The organism is Saccharothrix obliqua, assembly GCF_019375475.1.
Classification (GTDB): Bacteria; Actinomycetota; Actinomycetes; order Mycobacteriales; family Pseudonocardiaceae; genus Actinosynnema; species Actinosynnema obliqua.
On sequence record NZ_JAHXGQ010000012.1, the window covers coordinates 20976 to 35731 of the forward strand.

At 74.5% G+C, this 14756-nt stretch carries 13 protein-coding genes; 6 read left to right on the top strand and 7 right to left on the bottom strand.

Annotated elements, in window-relative coordinates; all coding sequences use genetic code 11:
• Nucleotides 1-5 precede the first annotated feature (5 nt).
• The 5 genes from KZQ38_RS30010 to KZQ38_RS30030 all read right to left on the bottom strand — a co-directional run bounded on the left by KZQ38_RS30010 (nucleotide 6) and on the right by KZQ38_RS30030 (nucleotide 5609).
• A complete protein-coding gene (locus tag KZQ38_RS30010) occupies nucleotides 6-998 on the bottom strand; it encodes a helix-turn-helix transcriptional regulator (RefSeq protein WP_219446764.1) in 993 nt (330 codons plus the stop codon).
• Nucleotides 991-1809, bottom strand: coding sequence for an SRPBCC family protein (locus tag KZQ38_RS30015; RefSeq protein ID WP_219446765.1), 819 nt, complete (start codon nucleotides 1807-1809; stop codon nucleotides 991-993). Before KZQ38_RS30015 ends, KZQ38_RS30010 begins: the two co-directional genes overlap by 8 nt.
• 98 nt (nucleotides 1810-1907) lie before the next feature.
• Nucleotides 1908-4019, bottom strand: a complete 2112-nt coding sequence (locus KZQ38_RS30020) for a methyltransferase (protein WP_219446767.1) — start codon at nucleotides 4017-4019, stop codon at nucleotides 1908-1910.
• 56 nt (nucleotides 4020-4075) lie between these two features.
• Entirely contained in the window at nucleotides 4076-5176 is a 1101-nt protein-coding gene (locus tag KZQ38_RS30025) for an FAD-dependent oxidoreductase (protein WP_219446769.1), read from the bottom strand.
• Between the two features lies 1 nt (nucleotide 5177).
• Entirely contained in the window at nucleotides 5178-5609 is a 432-nt protein-coding gene (locus tag KZQ38_RS30030) for an ester cyclase (RefSeq protein ID WP_219446771.1), read from the bottom strand.
• A gap of 131 nt (nucleotides 5610-5740) precedes the next feature.
• Between KZQ38_RS30030 and KZQ38_RS30035 the strand changes: the two genes are divergently transcribed.
• Nucleotides 5741-6538 (top strand): helix-turn-helix transcriptional regulator, encoded by a 798-nt coding sequence (locus tag KZQ38_RS30035; protein WP_219446773.1) that lies wholly within the window; start codon nucleotides 5741-5743, stop codon nucleotides 6536-6538.
• 38 nt (nucleotides 6539-6576) lie between these two features.
• Here KZQ38_RS30035 and KZQ38_RS30040 read toward each other — a convergent pair whose 3' ends face one another.
• A complete protein-coding gene (locus tag KZQ38_RS30040; protein ID WP_219446775.1) occupies nucleotides 6577-7215 on the bottom strand; it encodes a DUF6073 family protein in 639 nt (212 codons plus the stop codon).
• Between the two features lie 22 nt (nucleotides 7216-7237).
• A complete protein-coding gene (locus KZQ38_RS30045; protein ID WP_219446777.1) occupies nucleotides 7238-8554 on the bottom strand; it encodes a HEAT repeat domain-containing protein in 1317 nt (438 codons plus the stop codon).
• 163 nt (nucleotides 8555-8717) lie between these two features.
• On the opposite strand from KZQ38_RS30045, the gene KZQ38_RS30050 reads away from it, so the two are divergent.
• The 5 genes from KZQ38_RS30050 to KZQ38_RS30070 all read left to right on the top strand — a co-directional run bounded on the left by KZQ38_RS30050 (nucleotide 8718) and on the right by KZQ38_RS30070 (nucleotide 14753).
• A complete protein-coding gene (locus KZQ38_RS30050) occupies nucleotides 8718-9998 on the top strand; it encodes an ABC1 kinase family protein (RefSeq protein WP_257902586.1) in 1281 nt (426 codons plus the stop codon).
• Nucleotides 9999-10002: 4 nt separating this feature from the next.
• Nucleotides 10003-11115 carry an SDR family NAD(P)-dependent oxidoreductase gene (locus KZQ38_RS30055; RefSeq protein WP_219446781.1) on the top strand — a complete coding sequence of 371 codons (1113 nt, stop codon included), beginning with the start codon at nucleotides 10003-10005 and terminating at the stop codon, nucleotides 11113-11115.
• Nucleotides 11116-11287: 172 nt separating this feature from the next.
• Nucleotides 11288-12637 carry an alpha/beta fold hydrolase gene (locus KZQ38_RS30060; RefSeq protein WP_219446783.1) on the top strand — a complete coding sequence of 450 codons (1350 nt, stop codon included), beginning with the start codon at nucleotides 11288-11290 and terminating at the stop codon, nucleotides 12635-12637.
• On the top strand, nucleotides 12613-14028 hold the full coding sequence (locus tag KZQ38_RS30065) for an alpha/beta fold hydrolase (protein ID WP_219446784.1): 1416 nt from the start codon (nucleotides 12613-12615) through the stop codon (nucleotides 14026-14028). Before KZQ38_RS30060 ends, KZQ38_RS30065 begins: the two co-directional genes overlap by 25 nt.
• On the top strand, nucleotides 14025-14753 hold the full coding sequence (locus KZQ38_RS30070) for an SDR family oxidoreductase (RefSeq protein WP_219446786.1): 729 nt from the start codon (nucleotides 14025-14027) through the stop codon (nucleotides 14751-14753). Before KZQ38_RS30065 ends, KZQ38_RS30070 begins: the two co-directional genes overlap by 4 nt.
• Nucleotides 14754-14756: the final 3 nt, after the last annotated feature.

Consider the following 14756-nt stretch of genomic DNA (forward strand, 5'->3'; position numbering starts at 1 on the left):
TGCGGTCACGCGCCCAGCCCGGCGGCCACGATCAGCGGCAGGGCGAGGACCAGCGGCGGGTCGGTGATCCCCGGCGGGCTCAGGTGCAGTCGGAGCGGTTCGGCGGTGGCGCGGCCGTCCCGGATCACGACGGGTGCGCGGGCCGCGCCGACCCAGCAGTGCTCCGGCAGCAGCGCCTCGGCGACCGACGTGCGCGGGTGGAAGGCCACGGCCAGCGGCCGGTAGTCGCCGTCGTCGAGGCCGCCGAACCCGACCACGCCCGGTGTCGGCACGATGGCGCAGGCGGCGGGCCGGCCCTGCGGCACGGCCGTGGGGAACAGCCCCGCCAGCACCGGCGTGCCGGTCGGTCCGCCGAGGACCACGGCGGTGGTCTGCACGTGGGTCGGGCGGGCCAGGGAGGGTTCGATCGCGCCCAGCACGGCGGCGAAGGGCTGGTCGGCGAACATCGCGAACACCTTGCGGAAGCGGCGCGGTGACACGCCGACCAGCCTGGTGAACTGGGTGGTGAACGTGCCCAGGCTGGTGTAGCCGACGCCCATGCAGATCTCGGTGACGCTGCGGCGGGTCGCCGCGAGCAGGCGCTTGGCCTCGGCCATCCGGGCGGCGGCCAGGTACTGCGCCGGGGTGACGGTGGTGATCTGCCGGAACATCCGGTGGAAGTGGTAGGGGCTGAACCGCGCCGCCCGCGCCAGGGACTCCAGGGAGTGACCCGCCCCGATGTTGTCGGTGATGCAGCGGATGGAGCGCAGCACGGCGGCGAACTGCTCGGCCGCGGTGCGGTCGTCGAGCGCGTGGTGGGCGGGGGAGCGGTGGGCGGGCGCGCGGTCATCAGCCACGTGGTGGGCAGCCGCGTGGAGGTCGGCCGCGTAGTGGGCAGACGCGTGGTGGGCAGACGTCTGGAGGTCGGCCGTGTGGAGGTCGGCCGCGTGGTGGGCGGGGGAGCGGTGGTCGACGGGTGGTCGGTGGGCCGCGTGCGCGGCGGCGACGTGGTCAGCCATGCCGGCGGCGGGCGAGGTCGGCTGCCGCGTGCAGCGCGGCGGTCCAGGTCGCGGCGAAGCGGCGGCGCAGTTCGCCGGCGCGGCCGTCCGGCAGTCCCGCGGTCGCCCACCCGCCGTGGGTGAAGCGCAGGCGGGTGCCGGACGGCGCGTGTTCCACCAGGACGGCGCAGCGGGTGGGGCGGTGCCCGCCGGGCAGCTCCACGCCGAAGTCCAGCCGGTCCGGTGCGGCCACCCAGTCGACCACGGGGAAGCGGCGCGGGCCGTCCGCGTCCACGACGAAGAACCAGCTCGGCGTGAACCCGTCGGTCGCCACGGGCAGCCACCGGACCAGCTCGTCCGGGGACAGGGCGGCGAAACCCGGCGGCAGGTCCACCGCGCCGTCCACGTCCTCCCGCCACGCGTACCGGGTGCCGCGCCCGGTGTCCAGGTACCCGACCAGGCGGCCGAGGAAGTCGGTCCACCCGTCCCGCAGCTGCCCGGCCTCGGCCGCGCCGCGGCCCGGCTCGACGTCCACCACGTCGACCCGGGTGCCGTGCGGCAGCACGCCGACGGCCCACCGGACGCGGGCGGGTGGGCCGACGCCGAGGAAGCTCCACTCGAACTCCAGCGACCGGTGCGCCACCACCGCCAGCGGGGTGGCGACGAAGAAGTCGCCGTCGCCGAAGTCGATCCGCGACGGCCGACCGACCTCCCACGGGCGGTCGAGGTCGCCGAACCACCGGCCCACCTCCGCCGGCTCCACCAGTGCCCGCCAGGTGACCTCGACCGGACGATCGACCTCCGCTCCCACGCGCACCGTGGAGTCGTGCACCGCGCCCTCCCAGATCGCTATATGCGTTTCAAGTAACCTACTCGCACCGCGGTGCCGGTTCCACGCCGCGCCACTCGATCGGCACACGCCCGGACGGTCTAGGTGCGCAGGGCGAACAACGAGTTCAGCGGGTTGCGCACCGGCACCTCGACCACCGAGCCGAACCCCGCCGCGGTCGCCAGCTCGACCAGCTTCCCCCGGGGCAGCCCGAGAGTGCCCAGCGCCGGACCGCCGTCGGCCAGCGCGGTCGGCACGCAGTAGAGCGTGCTCGTCGCGTGCAGGACCGCCGCCGCCGGCCCGGTGTTGTCCCGCGGGTCGGCCGCCGACTTGCTCTCCAGCACCAGCAGCACGCCGTTCGCGGGGGCGAGCGCCTGCCGCGCGGCGCGCAACAACGCCGTCGGGTCGGGCGCGTCGTGCAGCACGTCGAACATCGTGACCAGGTCGAGCGGCCCGGACAGGGCTTCCGCCGCGTCACCGCGCTCGAACCGCACCCGCTCGGCGACCCCGGCTCGGGCCGCGGCCTCGGTGGCGCGTGCGACGGCGGGCGCGTGCAGGTCGTACCCGACGAACCCGGCCGCGCCGAACCGCCGCGCCAGCGCGATCAGGGCCGCACCGCCGCCGCTGCCCACGTCGACCACCGCGCCACCGCGCTCCAGCCGGGCCACCAGGCCGTCCACGGCGGGCAGCCACTCGTCGACGAGCTGCCGGTCCAGCCAGGTCGCGCTCATCCGCCGCATGGCGGCGTAAAGCGCCTCCGGGTAACGCTCGTGCGGCACGCCACGCCCTTCCCGGAACGCCGCCGCCACCTCGTCCACGACGGTCGCCATCGACGCCATCAGCTCGAAACCCGGCCCGAGGTGCGCGGGCGACTCCTCGTGCGCCAGCACGGCGGCGTGCGCGGCGGGCAGCGTGAACCGCTCCCGCGCGTCCTCCACCTCCAGGTAACCGGCACTCGTCATGCCCCACAACCACTCCCGCACGTGCCGTTCCGCCAACCCGGTGCGCTCGGCCAGCTCCGCGCTGCCCGCGGGGCCCGCGGCCAGCGCGCCGAACAGGCCCAGCCGCACGCCCAGCGCGCCGAGCAGCCCGGTCATGCCACCACCGAGGTCGGCCATGACGCGTTGCGCGAAGCCGAACGTCGCGGCGAGGTCGGGCTCGGGTCGCCGCTCGGGCGGCCCGCCGCCGGCCGACCAGCCGTGGGGGCCGCCGGGACCGGGCCGGGGCCCGCACAGCGACTGCGCCCGCGTGCCCGCGTCGATCCAGAAGGCGGTGAGCAGCCTGCGCTCGGCGACCGGGTCCGGCACGTCGAGCCCTTCCCAGCCGGAGTGGAACACCTGGAGCAGGCTGCTGCCCAAGCCCGCGGGCTCGATCCACACGTGCCCGGTGAGCGCACGCGACCAGGAGGGGCGGCGCAGCTCGAAGTCCAGGCTCGGCAGGTAGGACGGGAACTGCTGGCCGCTGTCCACCAGCCTGGTCACGCGCATCCGCACCGTTCCGCTCGCGTCGCCCATGACCAGGGTCAGCTCGTCGTCGGGCGCGAGCGACCCGGCGGAGCGCTGCAACCAGTGCTTCACCGCGCCGGGACTGGTCAGCGCTTCCCACGCCGCGAACGGCATCAACGGCAGCGGGGTCTGGACGTAGGGGCCCATCCGCCGCCACGTCCACCGGGTGTTGGCCCCGGTGCGCAGGTGCGCGGTGAGCTGGTCGAGGATGCCGGGCCAGCCCATGCCGTTCCACGACCGCCAGTCCGACGGCGGGTTGGTCGCCTCCTCCACCGCGGTGACCGCGGTCCCGTCCGGGCCGGGTGCGACCGTCCACGTCACCCGGGCCGCCGGGCCGATGCCGTTCCACCGCCACAGGTGCTCCAGCACGCCGGGTTGCGTGCCGGTCGGCGGCGTGCTGCGGCTGGTGGCGCAGTAGAAGAACTCGCCGTCCTCGAAGTCCAAAGTGGACTCCGCGCCGCGCACCGCCCATTCGCCGGACGGGACGGCGAACCACTCCCGCAGTCGCGCCGGCTCGGTGAGCGCGGCCCACACGCGGTCGGCGGGCGCCGTGGTCGTCGTGGTGGTCACCAGTCGTTCCCAGCGGTCCTGCGCGACCGGGAAAGCTTTGCCGCCCAGCGGTTCGAACGCGGTCGCGCGCCGGGTGAGGTCGAAGTCGGGTGGCGCGGGGATGCCGGCGAACGCGCCGCCGGGAAGGCCGGTCGTCATGGACCGAGACTGGCACCGGGCGCGGGTGCCGACTTCTCACAGCTTGCGCTGTGCCGTCAGCGCGGCAACCGGAACAACGCGGCCAACTGCCGCAACCGCAGTGCTCTCGGCATCGCCGCGACCGCGGTCTCGCGGAGCCGGCAGGCGAGGGGGTGGTGCCACGCGCCCACCGCGGCCAACGCCCGCGCCTGCGCGTTGGCGGCCTCGGCGCGTTTGCGCCGCGACTCCTCGTACGACCGCAGTGCCGCCGCGACGTCCACTGTGGACCTGAGGCGGTCGGCGAGGACCAGCGCGTCCTCGAACGCCTGCGAGGTGCCCTGGCCCATGTGCGGGAGCCCGGGGTGCGCGGCGTCGCCGACCAGCACGACGCGGCCCCGGTGCCACGAGCGGGCGCGCCCCCGGTCCCGGACCCCGGTGACCACGAACCGCTCGGTGGGCGTGGCGGCGAGCAGTTCCGGCACGGGCTCGTGCCAGTCGCGCAACCGGTCCGGCGGACGTGGACCGGGTCGGGGTCCGGAGGCGAACCAGTACACCCGGTCGCCGGGCAGCCGCCACACCCCCACCGAGAGGTCACCGCCCATGGTGAGCAGCCCCGGGCCGGGCGGCAGGCCCAGTTCGACCACGGCCCGCCACACGGTGCTGCCACCGCCTCGCCACGGGACGTCCAGGCCGATCGCGGCACGTGCGGTGGAGCCGGCGCCGTCCGCCGCCACGACGACATCGGCCTCCGTCGACGTGCCGTCGCGGAACACGGCCCGGGCCCGTCCGCCCACCGTCTCGACACCGACGCACTCAGCCCCGTAACGCACGGTCCCGCGCGGCAGCAGGCCCGCCAGGGCCGCCACGAGTTCGGCGCGGTGCACGCCGATCCCATTGCCACCGACCGATTCCATGTCGTCCGATGACAAGCGGTGCAGCGTCCGGCCGCCGGCGGTGCGGATCGCGATGCCCTCGGCGGCCAGGCCCGCGGCGCGGACCACGTCGCCCGCGTGGAAGCGGTCCAGTGCGGCGAGGCCGTTGGGCCACAGGGTCAGGCCGGTGCCCTCGGCGGGCAGTTCTCGCGCCCGTTCCCAGCACCGCGCGTCGATCCCCGCGCGGCGCAGGGCGAGCGTGACCGCGAGGCCCGCGGGGCCCGCGCCGATGACCGCGACCCGCACGTCAGGTGAGGATCGCGGACAGCAGCCGCTCGTCGACCAGGCCGAGCTGGCTGAGGAAGTGCAGCTCGTCCATCACGTTGCGGTGCTCGACTATCCGTCCGTCCACAATGCGCAGTTCGCCCATCACCTGGACCCTGATCGTGCGACCGGTGGCGGGAATGCCCTGGAAGTCCTCCTTGTGCGTGCACGTGGCGGTCATCCGGGAGAACAGCAGGTCGCCGTCGGCCGCGAGTTCCTCGATGTGGAAGCGCAAATCCGGGAACGCCCGCCGGAAACCACCCATGAGGGAGGCCACCCGGTCCCGGCCGTACGAGCCGGCCCGGCTGTGGTGCACCATCTCGGGCGACCAGACGCTGAGCACGGTCTCGAAGTCGCCGTTGTTCATCGCGTCCACGAAGCGCCGGAACAACGCCTTGTTGTCCGCTTCGGCCATGTCGTCCTCCTCGTCGCCGGGGTGGTCATCCCGGACGCTAGGACCAGGTCCGGTGCGGTACTTCTCTGGTCTTGCGGCCTTGTCCGCGGCATCCTTGTCGCTTGAAAATCATAGAGTTAGCGTCTCCGGTCATGACGGGGCGCCGGCTGGTCTCCCGGGTGCACGAGGACGACGTGACGCGCGTGGTGCGCCACATGCGTGCCGACCCGGCCGCACCGCACCGCCTGGCCGACCTGGCCGCGCTGGCGACGCTGAGCCCGTCGCACTTCCACCGAACGTTCCACCGGGTCACCACGACGACGCCGGCGCGCTACCTGACCGCGGTGCGGATGACGGTGGCGAAGCGGTTGCTGGCGGAGACGGACCTGACGGTCACGGTCGTGTGCGCGCGCGTGGGCTACGCGAGCCTGGGCACCTTCACCACGCAGTTCACCCGGCTGGTCGGCACGTCACCGGGCGCGTACCGGCGCGCCGTCGACCGGGTGGGCGGGTTGCGGATGGGTGAGCTGCTGGACTCGGTGGAGGTCCCCGCGCGGTCGGCGGCGGTGTGGGGCACGGTGCTCGGCGGCCCGGCGCGGCCGGCGGTGCTGTTCACCGGGCTGTTCGGGGCGGACCTGCCGCAGGGGCGGCCCGTGGGGTGCGCGCTGGTGCCGGTGGCCGACCGGGGCAGCCGGGTCGAGCTGGGCTCGCCGGCGGACGGCGACTACCGGGCGTTCACGGTGTGCCTGGACGGCGGCACGACCGTCGTGCGGGCGCTGTGCGGTGAATCCCAGGACCACGAGGGCTGGGGCCGGGCGGAGGTGCGCGTGTGGCGGGGGGCGCAGCTGGGTCTGCCGTTCGTGGTGCGCCTCCGGGACGCCCGGCCGTACGACCCGCCGGTCGTGCCGGCCGTACCGCTGTTGTTCGCCCTGCACCGCCACAAGGGCTGACGGCGCGGGGCAGGCCCCGCGCCGCCGCACCCGTCACGTCACATCTCCTCCTTGGCGAGGTAGCCACCCATCCGGAAGCGCAGGCTCGTCACGTACGCGACCGGCGGACCGTCGAGGTCCCGCTCGTCGTGCAGCGGCAGCATCCGGTAGATCTGGCCCTTGCCCGGCGACCCGGCGGGCGGGATCTGCCGGACGTCGTCGATGGTCAGGATGATCGGTTCCTTGTTGACCAGCCGCATACCGAGCTTCGGCATGGTGAACACCGCGCCCACGGCCATCCGGCACGCCTTGGCGGACGGGCCCTCGCCCGCGTACGGGTCGAACGGCGTGCGGATCTGGCCCGTGGACAGGCAGTCCGGGTTCAGCGTGACGGTGATGTCGCCCAGTTCCTCGCACGACCCGGTCATCTTCATCTCGATCAGGTTCGTGTAGACCTCGGCGCCGGCCCACTCCGCGGAGGTCGGCTCCGAGCGCACCACGCGCACGTAGCCGGAGAACTCGACGGTGTACTCGCCCACGCCCGGCACGGCGAACGTGTCGACGGAGGTGATGCCCAGGTTGTCGATGCCCGGCTCGGGCGGTGTCCAGGGGACGACGGTGGTGCCCCGGTAGAGGTTGGGCACGCCTTCGGTCGTCACCGGGCGGCCGTAGACGACGGTCGGCTGCTGCGCTGTCATGGTCCTCTCCTCTCGCACTTGGTCACACGAACCGGGTCGTGTGGTCGCAGCAGGTCAGGCCCTGCTGGTCGGCGACGCCGTCCTGGTCGGAGTCGATCTCGCCGTTCACGGTGGAGTAGACGTCGCGGGAGTTGAGGTCGATGACGCCGTCGCCGTCCCAGTCGTTCAGCTTCCCCTTGAAGGTGCCGAGGATGAACGCGTTGGTCATCGGGCCCACCTCCGGGTCGTGCAGCGTGGACAGCACGCCGTTGCCGGGGGTGAGCACCTCCTCCAGCGACCTGCCCGCGATCCGCGACAGGTTGACGTAGCCCCAGCCCTGGAAGCGCCCGCGCACGTAGCGGATGGCCGCCTCGTCGTGGACCTGGAACTTCGGGTCCAGGTGCCACGTGCCGTACCGGGCGAAGCCGATGTTGGCCTGCCGGGTGCCCGCGCTGGGGTCGTCCGCGCGGCCGGACTTGAAGAACGTCCTGGGCACCAGCGACTCGAAGAAGAAGTTGCCGCGGTCGCGCCGGGTCCGGTCGGTGAAGCCCCGGAACAGGTAGTTGTCGCAGTGCGGCGACCCGTCCCGGTGCAGGCCGGAGATCGTCTTGGCGATCACGAGCTGCCGCTCGCGGGTGGTCACGTTGGGGCACGCGTGCGCCTGGCCGTAGATCCGCGCGAGGCCCTGCGGCGCCAGCGAGATCTTCCCCCAGTGCGTGTTGGTGTCGTCCAACCGGACGTAGAGGTCGCAGTGGATGAGCAGGTAGATCGTCTCGTCGAAGGTGCGGCCCGGCGTGAACCTGCCGGACCGGCCGTCGAACGCCGGGTCGCCGGTCTGGAGTTCGCTGTCGAACAACCCGGCCCACTCGGCGATCTCCGGGTCGGCGTCGGCGCGAAAACCACGCAGCGCGGCGACCGCGCGCGGACCGCCCAGCTTCTCGATCGCCCACAGGGCGTCCCAGCGGACCTCGCGGTTGCGGTCGTCACGGGCGGCCTGCACGAGCAGTTCGATCGCGTCGTCGTGGTCGCGGTCGGCGTACTCGTAGAGCGCCTGCTCGCGCATCGCCGGGTCGGGGTGGTTCAGCGCCTGGTCGCGCAGTTCGTCGTTGGTCCGGTTGTCCAGGCGGATCGCGACGCGGTCGAGCGCGTAGCCGAAGTCGCTGGCCCAGGCGGCGGGGTCGCCCGCGACGAAGCGCGGGTCGACGTTGCTCAACGTGGTGCGGTAGGCGAAGTTCAGCGCGTCGCGCTGCTCGGCGCCCAGGTCGTCGAGCAGCGCGGGACCGCCCACCGCGTCGCCCCAGGACCCGGGATCGCGCTCCGCCAAGGACGCGGGGGACTTGTTGCACAGGTCGATGGCCATCGCGGCACCCCTCCAGGTCGGTGGTTTTCCCTGTCCGAATACGCTATAAAAACCAGTAGTAAAAAAGTTCTTCCAGCTCATCTTTCCCGACATCACCCGAACGGCGGCGGTGCTCGACCGGCGACCGCCGCTCGCGCGATCGAGTCCACCCGGGACGGTGACGATGCCGAGAACCGCCGCGCAGGAACGAATCCGACCGCACCAGGTCGTGCTCCGCCTCGCGCACTGGGCCGGTGCGACGGCCTGGCACCTGGGACTGGGGCTGGTCGAGGCGGCACGGGACCGGATCACCGGCGCCACCACCGACGTGGCCGCCCGCCGGGTCGGCTCCTGGGCCACCGGGCTCGGGCCCACCTTCGTCAAGGGTGGCCAACTGCTCGGCACCCGCCGGGACGTGCTGCCGGACGCGTGGTGCGCGCGGTTGAGCGCGCTGCACGACCGGGTCCGCCCGATGAGTCGGGCGCAGGCGGTCACCGCCCTCGCCCACGCGTACCCCGACCGCTGGCCGTTCGCCCGGTTCGACTGGACGCCACACGCGTGCGGCAGCATCGCCTGCGTGTACCGGGCCGAACTCCGCGACGGCCGCCCGGTGGCCGTCAAGCTGCGCCGGCCGCGGGTGGACCGGCGGATGCGCGTCGACTTCGCGCTGCTCGCCCACGGCGCGACAATCGTGCAGGCGCTGCCCGGTATGCGCCGGTTGCCCGCGCGCCGGATGGTCGAGCAGGTGGGTGTCGCGGTGCGCCGCCAGGCCGACCTGGACCACGAGGCGGACGCGCTGGTCGAGTTGCGCCGCAACCTCGGCGGCCGGGGCCGGTTCGTCGTACCGCGCCCCATCGCCGAGGCGAGCGGGAACGGCGCGCTGGTGATGGACTTCATCGAGGGCCTGGCCAGGTTCGAGCCGGGCGACTTCACCAGGGAGCAGCGGCGTGACATCGTGCGGCGCGTGCTTGGCGGCGTGTACCGGATGCTGTTCATCGACGGCTACGTGCACTGCGACATGCACCCGGGGAACCTGTACCTCGCGCCGGGCGGCGAGGTCGTCCTGCTCGACGCGGGCTTCGTGGTGCGGCTGCCCGCCGGGGTGCGGCGGCTGTTCGCGGAGTTCTTCCTGGACATGGCGACGGGCCGGGCCGAGGAGTGCGCCGAGGTGGTCCTGCGCAGCGCCGAGCACGTGCCGCCGGGCAGCGACGTGGCGGGTTTCCGGCGCGGTGTGGTCGAACTGGTCCGCGCCGCGCACGGGCAGACCGCGGGTCGGTTCCGGCTCGCGCCGTTCGCCACCCGGTTGTTCGACGTGCAGCGGCGGTCGGGCATCTCGGCGGCGCCGGAGTTCGTGTTCCCGCTGGTGTCCTTGCTGGTCCTGGAGGGAATGATCAACGACTTCGACGTGGACGTGGACTTCCAGGCCGAAGCGGTGCCCACCCTGCTCCAGGCGTTGCGGGCCTGACGTGGTGCGCGCCTCCGCCCGCCACGACGCCCCGTTCCGCCCCGCGCCCGCGGTCGCGTGCGGGTGGCGGCTGCTGGGTCCGGCGGACCACCCCGTCGCGGCCGGGTTGCCACGTGGCACGGACGCCACCGCGGTGCTGCTCGGCGCGGAGTTCCGCCCCGCGGACAACGCTCTGCTGCTGGCGGCCGTGGCCGCCGCCGCCCGCACCGGCGGTCGGCTCGTGCTGGTGCACCAGGGCGCCGGGGGCGGCAGCCTGCTGCGCGTGGCCGCCCGGGAGGACCCCGGGCTGCGGGTCGGGGTGGTGGAACTGCCCGCCGTGCCGACGCGGGCCGCGGTGGCGGCGGCCACGGCGGCGATGCACGAGCCGGAGGCGCGCGTCGACGCGCGCGGGCGGGTGACGCGGACCGCGTGGCACGAGGTGGCGTTGCCCGGCCACGGCCCGCTGCCCGGCGGCGCGGTGCTGGTCACCGGTGGCGCGCGTGGTCTGGGGCTGCGGGCGGCCCTCGTGCTCGCCCGCGTGCACGGTTGGCGGCCGGTGGTGGTGGACGTGGCGGAGCCGGGGCGTGCCGACCGGCTCGCGTCGGCCCGCGCGGTCGTGGTGCGGGCGGACGTGCGGGACCGCGACGCGGTGCGCGCGGCGCTGGCGACGTCGGTCACCGGGCCGGTCCGCGCGGTCGTGCACTGCGCGGGTGTGCTGGTGGCGGGGCAGGTCGCGCGCAGCACGCCGGCGGACCTGGCCCGCGCCCAGTCGGCGAAGGTGGCGGGACTGCGGGCGGTGCTGGACGTGGTCGACGCGCGGGAGCTGCGGCACCTGGTGGTGTTCGGCTCGGTCACGGCGCACGACCCGCACCGGGGGATGGGCGCGTACGGCCTGGCCAACGAACTGCTGCGGCGTTCGGCGCTGAGCCTGGCGACCCGCCTGCCGAACGCGGCGACAACGGTGGCGGAATGGGCGTTGTGGAGCGGCGCGGGCATGGCGCACGAGATGGGCGCGGTGGCCCAGGCCCGGCGGATGGGCATGACGCCGATCCCGCTGCGGGCCGGGATGGACGCCCTGCTGCGCCTGCTGCACCGCCCCGCCGGACCCGCCCACGCCACCGCGATCCGGCTGGACTGACGGCCCCGGCGGAGCGCAACCTCCGAGAAGTTCACACCTGGCGCCCGTGCCACGCTCGGCTCATGACGACCGGACGGTCACCCGACGCGCACCCGCCGGGCGGGTCCGGCGCCCCACAGCCCGGACGATCCACGGTGGACGGAGTCGCCACCACCCCGGCGAGGTGGCCGTGATGACCCCGGTGTGGCGTGGTGACCGCGTCCAGCGCGCGACGGTGCCGGTGCCCGTGGACCACCGCCACCCGCGCGGCGCGACCCTGGACCTGGCCGTGGTCCGGTACCGGGCCGACCCGGCCCGGCGGCACGGCGTGCTCGTGGTGTGCCCCGACGACCCGGGCAGCTCCGGCACCGCCCTCGCCGCGCGGCTCGCGGACCTGCTGCCGCGCGTGGTGACCGAGCGCTTCGACCTGGTCGGCTTCGACCACCGGTTCAGCGGCGCCAGCGCACCGCTGACCGCCGACCTGACCGACGACGAGGTGCTGTGGGCGTTCCACCGGCCGGAGTCCTTCGCCGCGGAGGTGCGCTTCCAGCGCGCCCTGGTGGACAAGTGCTTCCCCCGCCACGCCGCGGTGCTGCCGCACCTGACCAGCCGCAACATCGCGCGAGACGTCGACGTGGTCCGCGCGGCCCTCGGCGCGGACCGGATCTCCTTGCTGGGCCACAACTACGGCGGTTACATCGCGTTGGTCTACGCGCACATGTTCGGCCCGCGGACCGACCGGGTGGTGGTGGACAGCGTGCTGGACCCGGACTGGGTGTGGCGTGGTCTGTTCCGCGCCGTCGCGGCCGGCGCGGAAGCCGGGCTGGACCGGTGGGCGCGCTGGTGCGCGGCCACCGGTCGGATCGCCCGCACCCCGGACCGCGTGCGGGCCTACGCGGAGCGCCTGTGGGAACTGGGTTCGGCGGCGATCGGGCCGGTGCCGGTCACCGGCGCGCTGCTGCGCATGATCACCGTCGTGCTGCTCCGCGCCGACCGGACCTACGGCGTGCTGGCCGACGTGCTCGCCGCCGCGGCGGGCGACGCCGAGCCGGAGCCGGCGGCGGTCGCCGAGCTGGGCGCGTTGTTCGGCACGCCGAAACCGCGGAGCGCGGGTGTCGCGCACCTCGCGATCCTCAGCGGCGAGTGCCCGTGGCCACGTGACCTCGCCGTGTACCGGGCGGACCTCGAAGCGGCCCGCGGCACGCTGGTGGGCGAGGCGATGGCCGGGCCGAAACCGGGCGCGTTCTGGCCGGTGCCGCCGCTGGAGCCGGCCACCGCGATCGGCGGTCCGGCGGAGGTGCTGCTGGTGCAGTCCGAACACGACCCGTTCACACCGGCGTCCGGGGCGCGGCACGTCCGGGAACTGCTGCCGCGCAGCCGGCTCGTGCTCGCCGAGGACCTGGCCCACCACCGGGTGTTCCCGTTCTCCGGCCACGGGGGCGTCACCCGCGCCGTCACCGACTACCTGGTGAGCGGCCGACTGCCGGACAACGACCTGTCGATCGCGGAGGCGACGCCGTGGACTTCCACCACCAGCAGCTGACCTGGGCACCGCTCGACGAGCCGGCGGTGGCCGGGCTGGAGGGCGCGACGCTCACCGTGCCGCTGGACCACACCCGGCCCGGTGGGCGCACGATCACCCTGGGCCTGGGCCGGCTCCGCGCGGGCAACCCGGCCGCGCGGCGGGGCGTGCTGCTCGTCGGTCCCGGTGACGACCTGGGCAACCGGGGTCTGGTGCTGCTCGGCCAACTCGCCCGCGCGCTGCCGGACGAAGTGCGCGCGTGCTACGACCTGGTGGGGTTCGACCACCGGTTCATGGGAGCGAGCAGCCCGGTGGTCGTCGGCCTGGAACCGGAGGAACGGCTCTGGGTGTTCCACCACCCGCGCGACTTCGAGCACGAGGTGCGGTTCCAGGCGAAGGTGGCCGCCAAGGTCGCCGAGCACGCGATGGACGTGCTGCCGTACGCGAGTTCCCGCAACATCGCCCGGGACATGGACGTGATCCGGGCCGTGCTCGGCGAGGAGCGGATCTCCTACCTCGGGTACTCGTACGGCACCTACCTCGGTGCGGTGTACGCGCGGATGTTCCCCGAGCACGTCGACCGCGTGGTGCTGGACTCGATGTGCAGCCCGGACTGGGTGTGGCGCGGCCTGTTCACCGATTTCAGCCCCAACGGCGAGCGCGCGTTGAACCGGTGGGCCGGCTGGGCGGCGCGCCACCACGACCGGTACGGCCTGGGCGAGACCGGGGCGCGGGTGCGCGCCGGCTACGACCGGTTGCTGGCGCGGGCCGAGGGAGAACCGGTCGAGGTGTCCGGCTTCCCGTTCGACCGCACGCTGATCCGGTTGGTGGCGGTGGGAATGCTGAACAGCGACCTGGCGTACGAGCACCTGGCCGACATCGTGCGCGCGGCGGTGCACGGCGGTCCCTTCGCACCGTCCACCCTGGAGTACATGGCGCCGATGTTCGCGCAGCCCAAGGAGGAGAGCGGCACCGTGGCGCAACTCGCGATCCTGGCGGGAGACTGGTCGTGGCCTCGCGACCCGGACCTGTACGAGCGGGACATGCGCGCGCACGGCGAGCGGTGGCCGTTCGCGGGCCGGGCGATGGCGGGGATCAAGGCCACCGCCTTCTGGCCGGTGCAACCGGTCGAACCGCCGACCCCGCTGGACACCGGCGCGCCCGCGCCCGGGATGCTGCTGGTGGCGGCGGACCAGGACATGTCGACGCCGCACGCGGCCGGCGTGCGGATGCGCGAGGTGTTCGCCCGGGAGGCGCGGCTGCTGACCGTGGCCGACACCGCCCACCACCGGGTGTTCCCGTTCTACCGGAACGCGGCCGTGGACGAGGTGGTGACCGGGTACCTGGTGGACGGCGTGCTGCCGACCGCCGACCTCACCGTGCCCAACCTGCGCGCCCGGGTGGCGTCGTGAACGGGGTCGCGCTGGTCACCGGCGCGTCCAGCGGTATCGGCGACGCGGTGGCGCGGGAGCTGGCCGCCGCCGGGGCGACCGTGGCGGTGACCGCGCGGCGCGCGGACCGGTTGGCGGCGCTGGCCGAGGAGATCGGCGGGCACGCGTACCCGGCGGACCTCACCGACCCGGACCGGGACGTCGTCGCCGACGTGGTGGGCGACCACGGCCGGCTCGACGTGGTGGTGGCCAACGCGGGCGTGCTGCTGCTCGGGGGTGTCGAGCACGCGCCGGCCGCGGAGCTGCGCCGGATGGTGGAGGTCAACCTGCTGGGCGCGGTGCGGGTGGCGCACAGCGCCCTGCCGCACCTGCTGGCCGCCGCCGCCGGGCCACGCGGGGTGGCGGACCTGGTCGTGATCGGCTCGGCGGGCAGGCGGCTGGAGCTGCCGTTCACCGCGGGCTACGACGCCACGAAGGCCGGGCTGGCCGCGTTCTGCGCGTCGCTGCGCAAGGAGGTCGCCCGCCGGTACGTGCGGGTCGCGCTGGTCGAACCGGGGTTCGTGGCGCCCACCGAGCTGCCCCTCCACACCCGGCCGGAGGTCATGGCGGGCCTGGCCGGCGGTTTCGACCCCGGCGCGCCGCTGAGCCCGGCCGACGTGGGCGGCCTCGTCCGGTACGTGGTCGAGCAGCCCCGGCACGCGGCCGTCGAGCGGGTCGTCCTGCGGCCGACCGAGCAGGTGGAGTGAGCC

Excerpts from the sequence above, each read along its gene's own strand:
- KZQ38_RS30010 (WP_219446764.1), bottom strand. The coding sequence starts at position 998 with ATGGCTGACCACGTCGCCGCCGCGCACGCGGCCCACCGACCACCCGTC.
- KZQ38_RS30020 (WP_219446767.1), bottom strand. The coding sequence starts at position 4,019 with ATGACGACCGGCCTTCCCGGCGGCGCGTTCGCCGGCATCCCCGCGCCA.
- KZQ38_RS30030 (WP_219446771.1), bottom strand. The coding sequence starts at position 5,609 with ATGGCCGAAGCGGACAACAAGGCGTTGTTCCGGCGCTTCGTGGACGCG.
- KZQ38_RS30035 (WP_219446773.1), top strand. The coding sequence starts at position 5,741 with ATGACGGGGCGCCGGCTGGTCTCCCGGGTGCACGAGGACGACGTGACG.
- KZQ38_RS30040 (WP_219446775.1), bottom strand. The coding sequence starts at position 7,215 with ATGACAGCGCAGCAGCCGACCGTCGTCTACGGCCGCCCGGTGACGACC.
- KZQ38_RS30045 (WP_219446777.1), bottom strand. The coding sequence starts at position 8,554 with ATGGCCATCGACCTGTGCAACAAGTCCCCCGCGTCCTTGGCGGAGCGC.
- KZQ38_RS30050 (WP_257902586.1), top strand. The coding sequence starts at position 8,718 with ATGCCGAGAACCGCCGCGCAGGAACGAATCCGACCGCACCAGGTCGTG.
- KZQ38_RS30060 (WP_219446783.1), top strand. The coding sequence starts at position 11,288 with ATGACCCCGGTGTGGCGTGGTGACCGCGTCCAGCGCGCGACGGTGCCG.